Source organism: Nocardia mikamii NBRC 108933, assembly GCF_001613505.1.
GTDB lineage: Bacteria > Actinomycetota > Actinomycetes > Mycobacteriales > Mycobacteriaceae > Nocardia > Nocardia mikamii.
Map to the genome: position 1 here is coordinate 495,764 of NZ_BDCM01000003.1, position 19,455 is coordinate 515,218.

The 19,455-nt window shown below is 68.3% G+C and carries 15 protein-coding genes and 1 tRNA gene; 2 read left to right on the forward strand and 14 right to left on the reverse strand.

All coding sequences use genetic code 11. The annotated features are described in order from the left end of the window. Positions 1 to 232: 232 nt before the first annotated feature. Positions 233 to 2,635: a serine/threonine-protein kinase gene (locus NMI01S_RS03860; RefSeq protein ID WP_062994789.1), complete on the reverse strand. Its 2,403-nt coding sequence runs from the start codon at positions 2,633 to 2,635 to the stop codon at positions 233 to 235. 52 nt (positions 2,636 to 2,687) lie between these two features. Here NMI01S_RS03860 and NMI01S_RS34685 point away from each other — a divergent pair, with 52 nt between their 5' ends. After that, a complete protein-coding gene (locus NMI01S_RS34685) occupies positions 2,688 to 2,834 on the forward strand; it encodes a hypothetical protein (RefSeq protein WP_157126021.1) in 147 nt (48 codons plus the stop codon). A 14-nt stretch (positions 2,835 to 2,848) separates the two neighbouring features. Here the strand turns inward: NMI01S_RS34685 and NMI01S_RS03865 are convergent, their stop codons facing one another. The 6 genes from NMI01S_RS03865 to NMI01S_RS03890 all read right to left on the reverse strand — a co-directional run bounded on the left by NMI01S_RS03865 (position 2,849) and on the right by NMI01S_RS03890 (position 11,412). Then, entirely contained in the window at positions 2,849 to 5,563 is a 2,715-nt protein-coding gene (locus tag NMI01S_RS03865) for an FHA domain-containing protein (RefSeq protein WP_157126022.1), read from the reverse strand. Between the two features lie 261 nt (positions 5,564 to 5,824). Next, positions 5,825 to 5,900 (reverse strand) — tRNA-Thr (locus NMI01S_RS03870). Between the two features lie 57 nt (positions 5,901 to 5,957). After that, positions 5,958 to 6,527 (reverse strand): YdeI/OmpD-associated family protein, encoded by a 570-nt coding sequence (locus tag NMI01S_RS03875; protein ID WP_245716689.1) that lies wholly within the window; start codon positions 6,525 to 6,527, stop codon positions 5,958 to 5,960. Between the two features lie 99 nt (positions 6,528 to 6,626). Continuing rightward, a complete protein-coding gene (locus NMI01S_RS03880) occupies positions 6,627 to 7,838 on the reverse strand; it encodes a DNA polymerase III subunit delta' (RefSeq protein ID WP_062994563.1) in 1,212 nt (403 codons plus the stop codon). An 87-nt stretch (positions 7,839 to 7,925) separates the two neighbouring features. Then, positions 7,926 to 10,766, reverse strand: a complete 2,841-nt coding sequence (topA, locus tag NMI01S_RS03885; protein ID WP_062994791.1) for a type I DNA topoisomerase — start codon at positions 10,764 to 10,766, stop codon at positions 7,926 to 7,928. 439 nt (positions 10,767 to 11,205) lie between these two features. Further along, on the reverse strand, positions 11,206 to 11,412 hold the full coding sequence (locus tag NMI01S_RS03890) for a cold-shock protein (protein ID WP_011206895.1): 207 nt from the start codon (positions 11,410 to 11,412) through the stop codon (positions 11,206 to 11,208). Between the two features lie 435 nt (positions 11,413 to 11,847). Here NMI01S_RS03890 and NMI01S_RS03895 point away from each other — a divergent pair, with 435 nt between their 5' ends. Further along, complete coding sequence (locus tag NMI01S_RS03895) at positions 11,848 to 14,223, forward strand: DEAD/DEAH box helicase (protein WP_062994564.1); 2,376 nt, start codon at positions 11,848 to 11,850, stop codon at positions 14,221 to 14,223. Positions 14,224 to 14,576: 353 nt separating this feature from the next. Here the strand turns inward: NMI01S_RS03895 and NMI01S_RS03900 are convergent, their stop codons facing one another. The 7 genes from NMI01S_RS03900 to ssd form a co-directional block, all read right to left on the reverse strand. Next, a complete protein-coding gene (locus tag NMI01S_RS03900; protein WP_084512267.1) occupies positions 14,577 to 14,987 on the reverse strand; it encodes an Rv3654c family TadE-like protein in 411 nt (136 codons plus the stop codon). Continuing rightward, positions 14,984 to 15,331 (reverse strand): TadE family type IV pilus minor pilin, encoded by a 348-nt coding sequence (locus NMI01S_RS03905; RefSeq protein ID WP_062994565.1) that lies wholly within the window; start codon positions 15,329 to 15,331, stop codon positions 14,984 to 14,986. Before NMI01S_RS03905 ends, NMI01S_RS03900 begins: the two co-directional genes overlap by 4 nt. After that, complete coding sequence (locus NMI01S_RS03910) at positions 15,328 to 15,540, reverse strand: DUF4244 domain-containing protein (RefSeq protein WP_062994566.1); 213 nt, start codon at positions 15,538 to 15,540, stop codon at positions 15,328 to 15,330. Before NMI01S_RS03910 ends, NMI01S_RS03905 begins: the two co-directional genes overlap by 4 nt. A gap of 57 nt (positions 15,541 to 15,597) precedes the next feature. Further along, a complete protein-coding gene (locus NMI01S_RS03915; RefSeq protein WP_062994567.1) occupies positions 15,598 to 16,194 on the reverse strand; it encodes a type II secretion system F family protein in 597 nt (198 codons plus the stop codon). Then, positions 16,191 to 16,847 carry a type II secretion system F family protein gene (locus NMI01S_RS03920; RefSeq protein ID WP_369689899.1) on the reverse strand — a complete coding sequence of 219 codons (657 nt, stop codon included), beginning with the start codon at positions 16,845 to 16,847 and terminating at the stop codon, positions 16,191 to 16,193. The genes NMI01S_RS03915 and NMI01S_RS03920 overlap by 4 nt, the downstream gene beginning before the upstream one ends. A 131-nt stretch (positions 16,848 to 16,978) precedes the next feature. Further along, positions 16,979 to 18,166: a TadA family conjugal transfer-associated ATPase gene (locus NMI01S_RS03925; protein ID WP_062994569.1), complete on the reverse strand. Its 1,188-nt coding sequence runs from the start codon at positions 18,164 to 18,166 to the stop codon at positions 16,979 to 16,981. Then, a complete protein-coding gene (gene ssd, locus NMI01S_RS03930) occupies positions 18,163 to 19,248 on the reverse strand; it encodes a septum site-determining protein Ssd (protein ID WP_062994570.1) in 1,086 nt (361 codons plus the stop codon). Before ssd ends, NMI01S_RS03925 begins: the two co-directional genes overlap by 4 nt. Between the last annotated feature and the right edge of the window lie 207 nt (positions 19,249 to 19,455).

The following is a 19,455-nucleotide window of genomic DNA, read 5'->3' on the forward strand; positions in this document are numbered from 1 at the left end:
CGATCCGGCGACCGGCTGCGATCAGCGGTGGCTCGAACCATCCGATACCCGCATATCTCGGAGTGAAACGAACTCTCTTCACCACATGGACGATTCGCTGATCGGGGCGTTGGAAACGAGGAGAAGCCTGGCTCGTCGACGGCTGTCGGCCGGCTCGCCGCCCAGTCCGCGGCGAAACGTGCCACCACCGCCACCGCGGGATCACCGCGGTCCGATCCGATATCCGTGAAACTCATAGCCGAGCGGCAGCCTCCTGATGTTCAGGATCCACCACTCGCTCCAGTGCGCGTAGATCGAACTCGAGCGCCCGGAACAGCACATAGGCGACCACGAAGGCGACGATGGACCCCACGCACAACACCCGCACCGCGACGATGATCTTCGGAGTATCGCTCAGCGGCAGGAATGTCACCCCGGCCACCGCCAGCAGTGGCACCGACGCCGCCACCGCGAGATATCCGTTGCAGCGGCGATCGAGCCGGCGCAGGCGCACCGCATCCTCGGGGCTGATGTCGCCGTGCCGGAGAAACAGCGGGTAGACGCAGCGGACCATGTAGAACGTCACCAGGAAGAACGGATATGCCACCGCCATCCCGCCGCACACCAGCAGCCCGCCCACGAAGTGCACCATCTCCTGTCCGGTGAGCTCGTGGGTCGCGAAGTGCAGCACGAGCGGGAACAGAATCGCCGACAGGCTCCAGAGCGAGAACGCCACCACCACACACCGATCACCGAACAGCAGGGCATCGGATCTGGCTCGGGCGAGTATCCGGGAGTCATAGTCGCGTCCGCGCCGCATACCGCGCCGAACGGTGAGCAGATAGCGCGACAAGTACAGCACGGTCACGACGCCCACCGGGAAGAAGACCGCGTTCACCGTGCTGGTGAAAATCCACCATGTGTGCTGGGCGGGCACACTCATCCGGTCGATGATCAGGGTTCGATTGTGCACCGTGTTGTACACGGCCGCAAGCACATTCGGGACGCCGAAGGCCAGCACCACCAGCGGCACCAGCCACCTCCGCGCCCGGAAACGCCAGCTGGTGGGTGCCGGATCCACCAGTTCGCGGGCCCGCGCGTCCAGGCACAGTTCGAACTGCTGGGCCAGTTCGTTGCCGTTGGACCACCGCTTGTCACGCGTGGGCGCCAGGCAGGTCAGCAACACCCTGCGCAGTGCCGCCGGACAATCGGGCGGAATCCGTTGCAGCGCAGCCGAATCCACACCAGCACGACGACGTGCGAGCATCGCCCCCAGCGCGGTGGAGTCGCTGCGCTCACCCGCGGTGCGGTCGTCGAACGGCTTGGCAGCGGTCAGCAGCTCCCACAGCACCACACCCAGCGAGTAGATGTCGGAACGGGTATCCAGATCGTCGGCGGAACGACGGTAGCCGGGATGGCAGGCCTCCAACTGTTCCGGCGACATGTACGACAGCGACCCACCGAAGTACGCCACCGGATTGGCGCCGGCCACCGCGCGGCTGAAACTGATGTTGAAATCGGCGAGTTTCGGCACCGCCTCCGCGGTGAGCAGCACGTTCGCCGGTTTGACGTCGCGATGCAGCACGCCGTGCTCGTCGGCGTAGGCCAGCGCCTCGGCGAGCCGGCGGCCCAGCCAGGCCACGGTTTCCGGCCACGACAGCGCCGCGATCTCGGCGCGCACGCTGGAATCGGTCGGGCGGATCTCACCCTTCTCCTCCATCGCGGCGTCGACCGCGGCCAGCAGCAACCGACCGCTGCGCTGGTCGGCAGGGGTGGACCGGACCCAGCGCAACACACCCAGCAGGGTGCCACCGGGCAGAAACTGCATGTACAGCAGCCGCATTCGGCGGCTGTGGGAATCGCCGTGCGGGTCCAGTTCGCCCAGCAGCCGCTGGTCGAAGATTCGGACGATGTAGTCGTGGTCGAGCTGGGCCAGCGTCTGCGGTTCGGTGCCGCGGTCGGCGGAGATCTTCACCGCCACCAGCCGCTGCAACGAGCGCTGCCGGGCCAGGAACACCCGCGCGAAGGCTCCGCTCCCCAGCCCGGTGAGCAGATCGAAATCATCGATGCAATCGCCTACCTGGATGCTGTCCAGCCGAGCGACCTGCGATCCCGTCGTCTCCTGTTCGGCGAACAGGTCGCCGGTGGTGCGGGTGCCTTCGGGGGAGACCATGGTCGAGGCGATGGCAGTCGGGTCCGCACCGGCGCGTTGAGTGCTCTGATCCTCGTCGCCGGCATTGAGCAACTCGCTCAGCTCGGACGCTTGCGCGGGATATTCGCGCAGATATTCGCGCGGATCGACCCGCTCGCCGCTGTGCCGGCGGATCACGAACTCCTCATAGACCAGGCTGGCCGGAACGCGGTCCGGCGACAGCTCGGCGAATTCCGCGCAGTAGTTCCGGAGCCGCTTGCGGGTCGGCTCGGGTCCGCCGGACGGCGTGAGCGCGGGCCGGCGCAGCCAGCGCTGGCGCAGGTCGACGCGGATCAGTTCGATCAACGCGTCCAAGCGCAAGGTCTCTGCGTCGGGCAGGTAATCGCTGATGGCCGGGGCGGGGGCAGCCGACTCCCACGCGGCTGCGAAGGCGGCCACCGCGCCGGATTCGATTCCGGCCGTTGATCGTCCGAAGCCACTGTCTGAGCCGGAGCCGTCGGTCATATCCGCTCCTGTCGAATCCGAACCGCGCACTGGCCGGTCGGTGAAGCGATGGATGCGATCCACCACACCCACCACCATCATCCCCGAGAGGCGGTCCGATCGAGGAGAAATCGCACGGCTGCATCCGGTCGACCCTCGGGGCGCCAAGGCCTTCTACGACCACGTCGATCCGGGCGACGTCTTCGAGGTCGTGCCGTAATCGGTGTGTCGGCGTCAAATCCGCGCGAGGCGGGCGCCGCGCCGCCGTGGACGCAGCTGATACAGCCGGTATCCGGCCAGCGCGAGGAAGACGGACCCCAGGCCGGCGACGACCCCCATGTCGAGCAGCCACGTGCCCAGGGCATGTCGCCACAGCGGGTCGGGTGCGCCCTTGTGCGGCGACAGGGTGTCCATGTCGAGGGTGGCCGCTGCCGCGGCGTAGCCCCAGCGGGACGGCGACAGGTAGGACAGCTGTTCCAGAACAGGGGTGCCGGGCAGCCGTACCAAACCGCCGGTGAACACCAGCTGCGCCATGGACAGCACAATCAGCAGTGGCAGCGTCTTCTCCGAGGTGTTGACTGACACCGAGACCAGCAAGCCCAACGCCAGCGAGGCAATGCCCAGTAGCGCCATCGCCAGGATCAACTCCAGCGGGACCGAGGTGAATACGCCTTTCGCCGGCATGCTCACCCCGATGGTGCCGATCAAGAACAGCACCGCCGCCTGGAGGATGGTGATCACGCCCAAGACCAGGAGCTTCGACATCAGGTAGACCCCTGCGGACAGTCCGGCCGCGCGTTCTCTGCGGTAGATCGTCTGCTCCTTGACGATCTCGCGAATCGAGTTGCCGGTGCCGATGAAACAGGCACCGAATACCAAGATCATGAGCTTGGTGGGGGCATCGGTGTTGGTTCCGGGCGCCCCGGCGAAACCCTCGCCCGACGGCACTGCGGCGATCAAGCCACCGAGAATCAGCGGCATCACGCCGAGCAGCGCCAGGTAACTCCGGTCCGAGGCGATGACCGCCAGGTATCGTCGGCACACCGTACTGAGCTGGCTGAGCTTGGACTGCGACGCGGGCGGGGGTGCCGGTGCGTGTACGTCCGCCGGGCCCACATCGTCGGTCGGCCCGACCTCCACGTACTGCTCGAAGCGTGGCGATTCCCGGAATTCAGCAGCCCAGTCGCGGTCCTCCTCGCGGTCGAAGGACTGGAACACCTCGGCCCAACTGCGCTTCCCGAACTGCTGCAACCCCTCCGCGGGCGGTCCGTAATAGGCCAGCCGACCGCCGGGTACCAACACGAGGAGGCGGTCGCAGGAATCGAGGTTCGCGACACTATGGGTGACGACGATCACGGTGCGTCCGTCGTGGGCCAGTTCGGACAGCATATCCATGACCGTCTTGTCCAGGCCCGGGTCGAGGCCCGAGGTCGGCTCGTCGAGGAACAGCAGGGACGGTTTGGTCAGCAACTCCAGTGCGACGCTCACCCGTTTGCGCTGGCCACCGGAGAGTCTATCGATGCGGGTGTCGGCATGCCGGGCCAAGCCGAGCTCGGCGAGGACCTCATCGACCCGCTGCTCGCGCTCCTCGGGGCGCGTGTCACCAGGGAAGCGGAGTTCGGCCGCGTACAGTAGCGCGCGCCGCGTCGGAAGTTGGCTGTGCAGGATGTCTTCTTGTGGAACCAGTCCGATGCGGTGGCGGAGTTCGTCGTAGTCGGTGTAGAGGTCGCGTCCGTCGTACCGAACCGTCCCCTCTGTCGCCGGACGCAACCCGGTCACCGCGCCGAGCAACGTCGATTTGCCCGCTCCACTGGGTCCGATGACCCCGACGAGCGAGCGTTGCGGAATCGGGAAGCTCACCTCGTCGAGGAGAACCTTGCCTTCCGGTGTCCGCACGATGAGGTTCTGCACCGAGACCGACACGTCACCGGTGTCGACGTACTCCCGCAGTTCGTCGCCGACCAGCCGGTAGGTGGTATGTCCCATGCCGATCAAGTCGGATTCGGACAGGTCCGCCGAATCGATCCGGGCGCCGTTGACGTAGGTGCCGTTGTGGCTGTCGAGGTCGACGACCCGATACCGGCCCGCGCCGGTCACTCGCAGTTCGGCGTGATGACGGGAGACCATCAGGTCGGGCACGACGATGTCGTTGTCGGAGGCCCGCCCGATCCGGAATGTGTCCGAGACGATCCGGACGACCGCGCTGGGGTGAGCCGCCGGAGGCGACGACCGCGCAACCTGCCGGGGGTGGCCCTCCGGATGGAACGTCGTCCTCGTGGCTTCATCATCGAGCTGGTAGCCGGGATCGGGGACGAGCATCGTGTCGCCGCCGACATCGCCGGACGACTCGCCGCCGTGCTGTCCTTTTTGTCCCTCCACCGAACAGGACAACTGCTCGCCGTTCACGGCGTGACCGAGCTGGAACGTCTCGTCATGATCGATCAGCATCCGCTCGACGCGCTGACCGTCGAAAAAGGTGCCGTTGAGGCTGTGCGCGTCCTCGATTTCCCAACCGTCCGACCCGCGCTCCAAGACGGCGTGCACGGAAGATACCCGCGGATCGGTCACCACGATGTCGGCCGCCAGATCGCGGCCGACATTGTATGAACCTCCCGCGTGCAGCCGATAGACGCGCTCTCGCGTCTGCACCACAAGAACGGGCGCCTCGGGAAATTCTGTGGAGGACTGGTCATCCGCCATAACGGGAGTATACGACTTGAAACGCCCTGCCGCCGCAAAAGCCGGCCACCGAGAATTCCCTAGCAGTGTCCGCTCTGCTCCATTTTCACGCCGCCCTAACCCGCGCTGACCAGCGAGAACGACCTGCGAGTGGAGAGCCACCACCACCCGGCAGCCGCGGACGAGGCAGTGCAGCCGCTGCACCGACACCCGACCGAACCAGCCACGGAAATCACCGTGACGGGATCGGTAATACCAATTCGATCGCACGCGAACAGAATGTCGAAGCTGAATATTCCCATTGATTCATCGCGCCGAGAATTCCGACACATCCCATATTTTTCCCACAGCCGTGACCGCGCCACCCGTCTTCCACGTCGACCACGAGGCAGTGGCACGGTCATCGGCATATCAGCCCGTTCGGCCGGCGTCGGATGGCCCCGGCCCGTTGGTCTTCGGTTGCCCCGCGCCGGCCGGGCCCAGATTGTCGTCAGGAACTGTCGTCAACGGCTCTCGGCACGAGGAAAAAGGTGGAGCCGCCTGGGGGAATCGAACCCCCGACCTTTTCATTACGAGTGAAGCGCTCTACCGACTGAGCTAAGGCGGCGTGCCTTTCGGCGGTGCGAGTCTATCGTCTTCGGTGACCGAACACGAAAACGGCAGGTCATCGCCGCAGCGTCGACATGATCTCGGCCAGGCGGCGGGCCTTGGTGGTCGGTGTCCGGGCCTTCAGCAGGGGTAGGACCAGGAGGTAGCGGGCGGTTCGGTCCAGAGCGGCGAAGCGATCCGCCGCCGCGGTATCTGCGGCCAGGGCCTCGGAAAGCTCGGGCGGAACGGGTGCCGAGCGCTGGGGCGCGTAAGCGGCATCCCAACGCCCGTCGGCGCGGGCGGCCTCGACCGCGCGGAGGCCGGGTGGGCGCATCCGGCCCGTGGCGATCAGGGCCTCGGCTCGCACGACATTCACCTGGGACCAGGTGCTGCCGGGACGCCGGCGCGAGTAACGCTGAAGGAACGAGCGGTCGTCGTGAGCGCGCCGGTGACCGTCGATCCAGCCGTAGCACAGGGCCACCTCGGCCGCCTCGTCGATGGTGATCAGGGGCGCGGACGAACCTTTGCGGGCGATCATCAGCCAGGCGCCGTCGTCGTCGGTGTGGTGACCGTCGAGCCAGTCGGCCCAGGCGGCGGCATCGGGAAAGCAGTTGGCGGCAGGGAGTTTTCGGAGTTTTCGCACCACGGGTTCGTCCTTTCGTCGAACTCCATGCTGCCCTTCGAAGTGCTCATCTTTTGAGCACTTTTCTCGATGAAATCGCCGAAGGTCCGTCGCGCCGGTAGATCAGGCGGAGCGGGCCGCGATGAGGCCCGCGACCATCGCCGCGATGGCGAAGCGGGGCTTGACGTTCAGATCGAGGGCCTCGCGGCAGGCGAGGACGGCTTCGATGGAACGCAACAGCCCCTCGGGTCGCACCTCGTCGGCCAGATCGCGGATCTGATCCGACAGGTCGGGGTGGGTCAGGGTGATGGCCGGGGACGGATTCGTGGCGGAGGCGCCGAAGCGCAGGGCCAGCGCGTCGCGGTACAGGCCCGCGACATCGATCAGCGCCCGGTCGAGGGCGTCGCGGCTGGTGCGGGTCGCGCGGGATTTCTGACGGCGCTCGAGATCCTTCAGGACACCCGCGGAACCGCGGGTCGCCGAGGCGGCGCCCTTCCCGGTGCCGCCGGCGCCCAGCGCGGTCGCCAGCTCGTCGCGTTCGCGCTCGTCGCGTTCCGCGCTGACCTGTTTGGCCTCCTCCTCGGCGGATTTGACCAGCTCGTCACCGGCGGCATAAGCGGCGGCCGGACGAGTGACCGCCGAGACCAGCGACAGTGCGCGGGTCCGGCGGGTGCGGGCCTGCTCATCGGTCGCGAGCCGACGGGCTCGGCCGACATGTCCGCCGCTCACCGAGGCCGCCCACGCCGCCTGGTCCGGACTCAGACCGTCGCGCTCGCGCAGCACCTGCGCGATGGCGTCCACGGACGGCGTGACCAGATGGACATGCCGGCAGCGGGATCGCAGCGTGACCGAGATGTCCTCCGGGTCCACCGACGGTGCGCACAGCAGGAATACGGTCCGCTCGGGCGGTTCCTCGACCACCTTCAGCAGCACGTTGCCCGCGGCCTCGGTCAATCGGTCGGCATCCTCGATCACCACCACCTGCCACCGCCCGGTGCTGGGACGCCGGGCCGCGACCTGCACGATCTCCCGCATTTCCTTGGTGCCGATGCTCAGCCCCTCCGGAATCACCCGCCGCACATCGCCGTGGGTACCGGCCATGGTTGTGGTGCAGGCATGGCAGTGACCGCAGCCCGGCGAGCCGTCGGCGGTACATTGCAGCGCGGCCGCAAAGCACAGCGCCGCAACGGATCTGCCGGATCCGGGCGGACCGGTGAACAGCCAGGAGTGCGTCATCACCGAGGAAGCGATCCCGGTACGCGCCGCCACGGCGGCAGCGGTCAACTCGGACTCGACCGAGTCCTGGCCCACGAGCCGATCGAAGACACCTGCCACGGGCTACACCCTAATCGGCCGGACCGACAAGCCGACCGGTGCCGAGCAGCTGCCCGCTTCGACACCGCCTGCTGACGACACCGCCTGCTACGACTCGGCCGTCGACTTCGCTGCGGCCTTCTTCGCGGGCGCCTTCTTGGCCGCGGTCTTCTTCGCGGTCGCGGTGGTCTTCTTGGCCGTCGCCTTCGCCGCGGTCTTCTTGGCGGGCGCCTTCTTCGCGGTCTTCTTGGTCGCCTTCTTCACCGGCCCCTTGGCGCGGCGATCGGCGAGCAGTTCGGAGGCCCGCTCATCGGTGATCGACTCCACCTCGTCACCCTTGCGCAGGCTGGCATTGGTTTCGCCATCGGTGACATACGGACCGAACCGCCCGTCCTTGATCACCATCGGCTTGCCGGTGGCGGAATCGTTGCCCATCTCCCGCAGCGGCGCCGCACTCGCCGCCTGACGTCCGCGCCGTTTGGGTTCGGCGTAGATCTTCAATGCCTCGTCCAAGGTCACGGTGAAGATCTGATCCTCGGTGGCCAGGGAGCGAGAGTCCGTGCCCTTCTTCAGATACGGGCCGTAGCGGCCGTTCTGCGCGGTGATCTCGTCACCCGATTCAGGATCCTTGCCGACCACGCGAGGCAGCGACAGCAATTTCAGCGCGTCCTCGAGGGTGATGGTCGACAGGTCCATCGACTTGAGCAGCGAGCCGGTCCGCGGTTTGGGTGCGGCTGCCTTCTTGGCGCCCTTCTTGGCGTCGAGATCGGCCTCCGGCTCGGGCAGGATTTCGGTGACATACGGCCCGAAGCGGCCCTCCTTGGCCACGATCCGGTGCCCGGTTTCGGGGTCCACGCCGAGCGAGCGCCCCTCCTGTGGGGTCGCGAACAGCTTCTCCGCCACCTCGGGAGTCAACTCGTCCGGCGGCAGATCGTCGGGCAGATTGGCGCGCTGGGAAACGGGATCGCCATCCGGATCGTCCGGGTTCTGGACCATGCGCTCCAGATACGGACCGAAGCGCCCGACCCGGACCACGATGTCGCGGTCCTGGTCGTCGGTGAACATCTTGATCGAGTTGACCTCGCGGGCATCGATATCGTCGAGCCGCTCACCGACCATCCGCTTCAGACCACCGGAGCGCGCCACCGATCCCTCGGCCCCGTGGTCACCACCGAAGTAGAAGCTGGTCAGCCAGTTTCCGCGCTGTTCACGACCGCCGGCGATGGCGTCGAGATCGTCTTCCATCGCCGCGGTGAAGTCGAAGTCGACCAAGCGGCCGAAATACTCCTCCAGCAGCCCGACCACCGCGAAGGCCACCCAGGACGGCACCAGCGCGCTGCCGCGTTTGTAGACGTAGCCGCGGTCCAGGATGGTCTTGATGATCGAGGCGTACGTCGAGGGGCGACCGATGCCCAGTTCCTCCAGCGCCTTGATCAACGACGCCTCGTTGTAGCGCGGGGGCGGGTTGGTGGTGTGCCCGTCGGGCGTCAGCTCGGTGGCGTTGACGTTCTGGCCCTCGGTCAGGGCGGGCAGCCGCGATTCCGCATCGTCGGACTGACCGCCCGCGTCCTCGTCGACACTTTCCACGTAGGCCTTGAGGAAGCCCGCGAAGGTGATGGTGCGGCCGGACGCGGAGAACACGCATTCCTCGCCGGTGCCGGCGCGGCCGGTGATCCGGACCGTCAGCGTGGTGCCGCGCGCGTCGGCCATCTGCGAGGCGACCGTGCGCTGCCAGATCAGCTCGTAGAGCCGGAATTCGTCCTGATCCAGCCGGGCATGCAGCTGGCCCGGCGTGGCGAACGTATCACCGGCGGGCCGGATCGCCTCGTGCGCCTCCTGCGCGTTCTTGACCTTGCGGGTGTACTGCCGCGGCGTCGGATGGACGAACTCCGGGCCGTACAGCTGGGTCGCCTGCGCCCGCGCCGCGCTGATCGCCGACTCCGACAACGTCGTGGAGTCGGTTCGCATGTAGGTGATGTAGCCGTTCTCGTACAGCCGCTGCGCCACCCGCATCGTGCGCTCGGAACCGAACCGGAGTTTGCGCGCGGCCTCCTGCTGCAGCGTCGAGGTCATGAAGGGCGCATAGGGCCGACGGGTGTACGGCTTGGATTCGACCGAGGTGACCTGGAAATCCGCCTTCTCCAACCCGGCGGCCAGCCGCCGTGCCGCGGCTTCGTCGAGGACGGTGACACCGTTGCGGGACTTGAGCTGACCGTCGGATCCGAAATCCCGGCCGCCCGCGACGCGGGAACCGTCGACGGTGACGAGCCGCGCACCGAAGATCCGCGGGTTGGCCTCATCGCTCTCACGGCCACCGGCGTCGAATTTCGCCGCGATATCCCAGTACTCCGCGGAACGGAACGCGATGCGCTCCCGCTCGCGCTGCACGACGATCCGCGTCGCCACCGACTGCACACGTCCCGCCGACAGCCGCGGCATGACCTTCTTCCACAGCACGGGGCTGACCTCGTAGCCGTAGAGACGGTCGAGGATGCGCCGGGTTTCCTGTGCGTCGACGAGGTCGTTGTCGAGTTCGCGGGTGTCGGCCGCGGCGGCGCGAATGGCCGGCTCGGTGATTTCGTGGAACACCATGCGCCGGACCGGAATCTTCGGCTTCAGCGTCTCGAGCAGATGCCAGGCGATGGCCTCGCCCTCGCGGTCGGGGTCGGTGGCCAGATAGAGCTCGTCGGCATCGCGCAGCAGCGTCTTCAGCTCCGAGACCTTGGCCTTCTTGTCCGGACTGACGACATAGATCGGCTCGAAATCGTGGTCGACGTCGACACCCAGCCGGGCCCAGGACTGGCCCTTGTATTTGGCCGGCACATCCGCGGCACCGCGCGGAAGATCCCGGATATGGCCGACGGACGCCTCGACCGTATAACCGCGGCCCAGATAGGGCGCGATCTTGCGTGCCTTGGTCGGCGACTCGACGATGACGAGACGACGCAGGGGACGCCCCCGGCCGGCTGCGGCCGCATCGGGCCCGGCGGAGGCCGCATCGGGAGTCGGCGATGCACCGCGGTCTCGTGTTGCCACCGGCGAACACACCTTTCCTGTCGACCCGCGCGGCGCAGGCGCGCGGCGCGCGGCTGGGGCAAGAGGGAGAGACAAATGTCTCCCGCCAGAGACGTTTATACCGTGTTTCGCTGTCGTGGAGTCCGCACTGCGGACCCGCGACCCAGGAGTCTCGGCTGTTCTGCGCGGTACTTCCCCGTCGGTACCGTCCGAACCGAAATGGCTGCGAACTGCAGAAAAACACCCTTGTGGGCAACTCGATCACATCGAAAAGCCCCGGTTTTCGATCGAGTCTACTTCCCCCGCATATGACTCGTCCCTCACCGCGTGCTCGCGGTGAGGGACGAGAGATCGGACTTGTTGGGTTACTCGCTCAGCTGAGCGCGCGAACTCCGGTGGCCTGCGGGCCCTTGGTGCCCTGGCCGACCTCGAATTCGACCTTCTGGTTCTCCTCGAGGGTACGGAAGCCCGAACCCTGAATCTCGGAGTAGTGGACGAAGACGTCAGCGGAGCCGTCCTCGGGCGCGATGAAGCCGAACCCCTTCTCCGCGTTGAACCACTTCACAGTTCCCTGTGCCATTCTGTTCCTTCTCTTTCCATACCGGAACGGCGGACAAGTTAGGTTGGTCCACCGGGTCCGTTCCGACCGCTGTACTCTGTTCCCCCTGCAGGAAGCTTCAAGCACACCGTTCGCAACATCGATCCTGCTGATGGTTTGGACCTTTGATCCGTTCCCTCGAACACAGAAGCTTGCGACCGAGAACCAGTGAACCATGTCCGCGCGCAATTCGACAGCCGAGTTACCGACAATTTGCAAAAAAGATGATCTTGCGAATGTGCAGGTGAGGGGCACAATGCCCAAATCCAAACTTGAAGTAGGTTTGCTTGGCGATAACCGAGCAGGCGTCAGGCAAACAGACTGTGACGCAGGTCGCTACTCGGTAGTGAATTGGCAGCTCGGGCGAACGCGGCACACACGGTTCACACTTTCTTCGCGTCGCAGGGTCTCGGTCCGATGAATCCGAAAGGCCCGGGATCGGACGCCGCCCCCGCCGAGACGACCGGCTACGGGACATCGTTGCTGAATCGTGTCCTATTCGGAGTGCCCGATGCGGAGAGTCGTATCACTCATGTGACCGAACTCCCGGCCCGGGCGGCGCGCAGCACCGGCTGGCCTTCCTGGGCTGCCCCGGACGTAGTCGACGCGCTGCGGGAATCTGGTGTCGACGCGCCGTGGACGCATCAGATTCGAACCGCGGAGCTGGCCGCCGCCGGCACACACGTCGTCGTCTGCACCGGCACCGCCTCGGGCAAATCCCTGGGTTATCAGCTGCCGGTATTGACCGACCTGCGGCGGGATCCGCGAGCGACCGCTCTGTATATATCGCCGACCAAAGCGCTCGGGGCCGATCAATTCCGCGCGGCAGCGCAGCTGACCCATGCCGGCAGCCTGCGTGATATCCATCCGGCCACCTACGACGGCGATACTCCGCCCGAGGTCAGGCAGTGGGTGCGGGCGAATGCGCGGTGGTTGTTCACCAATCCCGACATGCTCCACATCGGCATCCTGCGGGCCCACCAGCGCTGGGCGCGGATGCTGCGGCGGCTGCGTTACGTGGTGGTCGACGAATGCCATGCCTATCGAGGTGTATTCGGATCCCAGGTCGCGATGGTGCTACGCCGGCTGCGGCGGCTGGCCGCACACTACGGCGCGAACCCGACCTTCGTCCTGTGCTCGGCGACCAGCGCGGATCCGGCCGCGGCCGCCGAACGGCTGATCGGTGCGCCGGTGACCGCGGTGACCGACGACGGTTCCCCACAGGGCGCGCGGACGGTCGCCCTGTGGGAACCCCCGCTGCTCGGCGAGCTCAGCGGCGAGAACGGCGCCCCGGTGCGGCGGGCGGCCACCACGGAGGCCGCCCGGATCATGACCGACCTGGTCGTCGAGGGTGCGCGGACATTGACCTTCGTTCGCTCCCGCCGGGCCGCCGAGGTCGTCGCCATCGACGTGCAGCGCATGCTCGCCGAGGTGGACCCGTCGCTGGCCGGGCGCGTGGCGGCCTACCGGGCCGGATATCTGGCCGAGGACCGGCGCGAACTGGAGAACGGCCTCGCGGACGGGTCGCTGCTGGGGGCGGCCACCACGACCGCACTCGAACTGGGCGTCGACATCGCCGGACTGGATGCCGTGGTGATGGCGGGTTTTCCGGGAACCGTCGCCTCGTTCTGGCAGCAGGCGGGCCGAGCCGGACGTCGCACCCAGGGCTCGCTGGTGCTACTGGTAGCCCGCGACGATCCGCTCGACACCTACCTCGTCCATCACCCGCACGCCCTGCTGGACAAGCCGGTCGAGGCGACCATCACCGATCCGCACAATCCCTACGTAGCCGGACCGCATCTGCTGTGCGCGGCCTGCGAACATCCCCTGACCGACGCCGAGATCGACGACCTCGGCGTCGGGGACGTGGCCGCCGACCTCGCCGCGCAGGGGCTGATCAAGCGCCGGGAGAACGGCGGTGGACCGGCCCGCTGGTATCCGACCTCGAGCGCCTATCCGCACGACGACGTCGACGTCCGGGGCGGAATCGGCTCCCAGATCGCGATCGTCGACGCGACCAGCGGCAGGCTGCTGGGCAGCGCGGATTCCGGGCGGGCGCCCGCGACGCTGCACGCCGGTGCCGTGCATCTCCATCAAGGCGAGACCTACGTGGTCGACGAACTGGACCTCGAGGCCGGGGTCGCGTTCGTCCACCCCGAGCAGCCCGGTTGGACCACCAGCGCCCGGATGGTCACCTCGGTCGCGATCGACGATCGCACCCACGAACAGGCGTACGGCCGCGTGACCGCCGCCCTGGCCAGGGTCCGGGTAACGCGCCAGGTGGTCGGTTATCTGCGCACGCTTCCCAGCGGAGAGGTCCTCGACCTCATCGAACTCGATATGCCCGAGCAGACGCTGCCGACCCAGGCCGTGTTCTACACCGTCACGCCGCGACTACTGGCCGCGGCGGGGATCGAGCCGCGCCGCGTGGCCGGCGCCCTGCACGCCGCCGAACATGCCGCGATCGGGATGTTGCCGCTGGTCGCGAGCTGCGACCGCTGGGATGTGGGCGGCGTGTCCATCGCCGAGCACCCCGATACCGGGCTGCCCACCGTCTTCGTCTACGACGGCCATCGGGGCGGGGCAGGGTTCGCCGAGCGCGGCTTCGCCCGGTTGCGGACCTGGTTGGCGGCGACGCGGGCGGCCATCGCCTCCTGTTCGTGCCCACAGGGCTGCCCCTCGTGCGTGCAATCCCCCAAATGCGGCAACGGCAATTCCCCGTTGGACAAGGAAGGCGCGGCCGCCCTGCTGACGGCCGTCCTCTCCGATCTGCCCGACGAGGCACCGAACTGATCGGAGCGGCCCACATTTCGGGCCATGACCTGCTCGAATCCGTTTCGTGACGATGCGGACACCGTCGGTAGACGTGGGCGCCTCCCACACCGGCGGGCCGCGTCCCGGATTCGAGGGCGACTACCCTCTGCTCGAATAAAGAGGAAGTCGATCATGTTAACCGGCGCATTGCCCTAGCGAATAACGGCCATGTGGGCATTCACATGTGTGCATTTATCTGAATCCCGCAGCGCCGAATGCTTGCACAATTGCGCCCACGGAATTGAATGCCGAGCGAATGGGAAATCACGACACTTAACGCGACATGCTGTGGCTCCGGTCACCCATTCTTTCTCACACCAACCGCCCGGTATTCATGATCGCTTTCCCGCACTCACCGGACCGGCCCGCGCGACCGCCACAACTGATCGCTTGCCCAAAAGAGCGAGCGGCACCGAACCGTCGACGGTGACCGTCACATCCCAATCCCGGATCGAACATGTGCGCAGCCGCATACGCATTCGCCGCACCACCGAATCCGCTTGTTCACAGGCCGCCTCGGCGCCGGAATCCAGCGCGCCCGCCGCGGCCAATGCCGCCGAATCGGCGGCACTCTGCGCCAGGTGGCGTCCGCAGACCACCGCCGCGAACTGCACGATGACGATCGTCACCACCAGCAGTGCGGTGAGTGCCAGACATGCGGTGACGGTGGCGCCCCCGTCGCACCGGCGGCAGCGGCACGCGGCCGGCGCCGTCGTGGCCCGCGCCAGTCCGTCCGCTGTCATCGGGACTCTCCCGGTTCGCGCACGGCGACCGCCTCGGCCCGTAACCGCAGCATGGGCAGCAGCGGCGCCCGCGCCCGGACGACGGCGACGACCCGGTCACCCTCCGCACGCACCTCGATATCGGCACCGGGCGGTGCCACCCGCTGTGCTGCCGGCAGGGCCTCCACTTCCGCGCCGCGCGCCGTGAGACGAGCCGCTTCGCGAGCGGCGTCGATACAGCGGATCTGCATCGACGCCGCCAGCAACGCTCCCAGGCAGAGCACGACGACCACGACCACCGCCGCCAGCGCGATCGCCGCCTCGACCGTGACCGCGCCCCGCTCGCTCGTGCGGGCCGACCTCATACGGTGGTGTTCAGCGCCCTGTCGATGATCTTGGTCAGCGCGTTGACGATGGAGTCGCCGGTCACCACGGTGTAGAGCACCGCCCCGAACGCCGCCGCGGCGATCGTCCCGATGGCGTATTCGGCCGTACTCATGCCGTCGTCGGACACCGCTGCCTGGATCAGCCGCGAACGTAGTTCTCGCACAACCGATTGCGTTGCCGTCAGCATCGCTCTCCCCTTTCTCTACGGTCGGCGCGGCGGATCCGCACCGAGTCTCTCGTGTGGTCACCACAACCCACCGCCGAGTACTCGACCGGCCAGTCCGGCGACCACCGGCACGATGCCGAGACAGACGAAGGCCGGCAGGAAGCACAGCCCGAGCGGACCGCTGATGAGTACGCCCGCGCGTTCCGCACGCGCGGCGGCCGCATCCTCGACCGCCGCGCGGCACTTCTCGGCGAGTTCGGAGACCGCACCGGTCAGGGCCGCACCGGAGCGGGCCGAACGGCGTACCAGCCGGGCGAGCGCGGACATCTCCGCCCCGGGCGCTTCCCGGGCCGCGCGCTCCCATGCGGTGACCGGATCCGCGCCCAGCGCCAGCAGATCCGCCGCCCGGCGCAGCGCCGAGGCGAAGGGTTCCGGGGCGATCGGGGCCACCGCGCGCGCCGCAGTGGCGGTCGGCAGGCCCGCCCGCAGGCAGGAGGCGAGCAGATCGAGTGCCGAGGCCACCGCCAGCGGGTCACCGGCGGCCGGGCGCAGGTCTTGTCGCGGCATGGGTGGGGCGCCGCGAGCCACGCGGAGGCGGGCGACCGGTGTGATCCGGCCCGGAAGGGCCAGCAGCGCGGCACCGGAACAGAGCAGTGCCATCGGAAGGCCGCTCATACCGATACCCGCCGAGTGATGGCATCCGCCCACAGCAATCCCACGCCGATCAGTCCGGCGCCCAGTGGAGAGACGATGGTTCCGACCCCTCGGCTCATCAGCACCTGCAGCGGGTGCGCGCCCATCAACTGTCCGAGCGCGATGCCCAGGAGCGGAAGACCGGCCAGCACCGCTGCGCTGGCACGTGCACCCGCCAGCGCTGCGGTCGTGCGGTCGCTGAATCGCATCCGCCCGGCGAGATCGTCGCGGGCCGCGCTCAACAGTTCCGCCAGTGCCAGGCCGTGCCGCTCGGCCACCTCCCACGCGTCCGCGACACGATCGAGTTCGCTTGTGACGGCGCAGGTTCGGCCGCGCAATCCGTCCGCGGCCGAACCACCGAGCCGGGCCCGGGCGGCACTCACCGCGAAGGCCGCTCCGGCGGCTCCGCCGATCTCCGCGGCCGCGACCGCGGCGGCAGCGCTGGGATGCGCGCCCGTGCGCAGTTCACCGATCACCACTTCCAGTCCTTCCAGCAGTTTCCGGCATTCGCTGTCGTGGCGGCGTTCCGCACGGCGATTCTTCGCGCGCACGGTCAACGTGGCGGCCAGCACCACGGCCGCACCCGCTACCCCGGGACCGAGGACGACCGCCGCCACCACGGCCGAAGCCGTCACGCCGCGAATGATCCAGCGACTCCGAATATTTCGATTCCCGTTCGGCCGTCCATACAGAGCACGCAGCCGGTGCCGCCGGGTCGGGGTCGGCAGGAGCAGCAGGGCTCCCGCACCGCACAGCAGACTCACCGTCATTGCCGCAACCGTTCGTCCAGCAACCGGTGCAGCGCGGTATTCGCCGGTGCCGCAACAACATCCGCCGACCACGCCGTCTCGATGCGCACACCGGCCTCCCCGTCGCGGGTCACCAGTCCGATTTCCTGCAGGACTCGCCCGCCGTCGGGGCGGCGCCGCATGGCGAGCACGACCTGGACCGCCGCCGCGAGCTGACTGTGCAGTCCCGCACGCCCCATTCCACCCAGTGCCGCAAGGGCTTCCAACCGAGCGGGCACTTCGCGGGGCGAGTTCGCATGGACCGTTCCGGCGCCCCCGTCGTGTCCGGTATTCAGCGCGGTGAGCAGGTCCACCACCTCGGCCCCGCGCACCTCGCCGATGACGATCCGATCCGGCCGCATACGCAGCGCCTGCCGGACCAGGTCCCGAACCGTGATGGCACCCGCGCCCTCCACATTGGCGATGCGCGCGACCAGCCGGACGACATGCGGATGCGGCGGCGACAGTTCGGCGGCATCCTCGACGCACACGATCCGTTCGGTGGGGTCGACGTGCGCCAGCAGAGCCGACAGCAGCGTGGTCTTCCCGGCGCCGGTACCGCCGACCACGAGGAATGCCAGCCGTGCGCGAATGATCTTCTCCAGCAGCAGTTCCGACTCCGGGGTGAGTGTGCCGGAGGCGGTCAGCCCGCGCAGGCTGTGGCCGACCGGACGCAGGACGCGCAGCGAAATACACGTTCCGCCCTGCGCGATGGGCGCGAGGACCGCGTGCAACCGGACTCCGAAGCTCTCGCCGGGTGCTCGCTCGTATTCCGGTAGCCGCCCGTCCACCCATGGCTGCGCGTCGTCGAGCCTGCGACCGGCGGCGAGGGCCAGGCGCTGAGCCAGCCGCCGCACCGCCGCTTCGTCCGGGAATCGGATCGAGGTGCGTTCCAGACCGCTCCCGCGGTCGATCCACACCGCGTCGGGTGCGGTCACCAGCACATCGGAGACCCGGGCATCGTGCAGCAGCGGTTCCAGCGCGCCGGCGCCGGTCATCTCCGTCTGCAGCAGACGCAGTGCGCGCAGCAGGTCCGTATCGCCGAGGACTCGGCCGGCTTCGGCACGGATGGCGGCGGCCAGACGTGCCGGATCGTGTTCACCGGGCTGGGCGGCCAGTCGCTCTCGCACCCGGTCGAGGAGTTCGGCGCTCACCACTCCGCTCATCGGTCACCGTCCGGCAGTGCGGACAGCACCGACTCCGCCCCGGCGAACAGCGGGCCGCGGCCGAGCGTCAGGCCGCCGCGTTCCAGAGTGCCCGCGAGTCCGGGTTGAGCGCGCATGGCGGCCAGCAGCGGCAGCCCCAATGCCTCCGCGATGTCTCGTCCGCGCAGCCCGCCGGGCGCCGGCCCCCGAACGACCAAGGCCTGATTGGGATTTCGACGACGGACATCCGCCACGACGGCCCCCGCCGCGGCCACCGCGCGCAACCGGGCCGGCACCACGAAGACGACGAGATCGGCGGCATCGAGGAGGTGATCGGTGTGCGGACCCCGGCTGCCGGAGATATCGCACACCACCAGATCACCGGCGGCGCGACCGGCCTCGACGACGGCGCGGGCGGCACCGGTGCCGATGTCGTCCGGTCCGGAACCGGCCGGTCTGCTGCACGCCAGAACACCGAGTCCCGGTGCCGCGGCGGGTAGGGCGTCGTGCAGGGCTTGCGCGGCCACCCGTCCGTCCTCGATGGACAGGTCGGGCCAGCGCAGTCCCGGCACCGACTCGATACCCAGCAGCAGATCGATGCCGCCGCCGAGCGGGTCGCCGTCGACGAGCAGGATCTGCGGCCGGAACCGCCGGGCCGCGGCCGTCAAGGCCAGTGTCGCGGCGAAGACCGAGGCCCCGGCACCGCCCCCGGCGCCGACGACCGCCAGGACGAGTCCGTCGCCGGGATCGCGCCAGGCATAGGCGGCGAAGGCCTCGATCAGCGTCTCGGTGTTGCCCGGCAGCGCGATGACCTGCTCGGCGCCGACCGCCGCCGCGGCCTGCCAATGGTCGAGATCCGGTTCGCCGCCGCCGACCAGCACCACGCCCGAGCGACGCGGATATCCGGCGTCGGCGCAGGTACGCGCTGCCGCCAGGTCGAGGATCACCAGCGCGGCCGCGCCCCAGGCATGCCTGCCGACGGGCATCGACCGTTCGTCCAGGCCGCGGTCGGCGGCGGCCGCGATGCGACGCACTTCGTCGCGCAACCGGCGGTCGCCCACCAGCACCAGCGCCGGAGGGGGAACTGCTGCAACGGAATTCATGTCCGCCAGCCTCACCCGGTTCGTCCGGGCGAACCAGGGCCCGAACGCCGAATGTGGACAACTCGCGGGCTGTGGACAAACACTGCACGCCGAGTAACAGCTGAACGGTCCGGAAATAGAGGACGGCCCCAGCCGGGGGGGGAGGAGGCTGGGGCCGTCGGGGTTCAGCCCCGGGGGGTCGGGCTGAACGCGCCTGGACCATGTCCA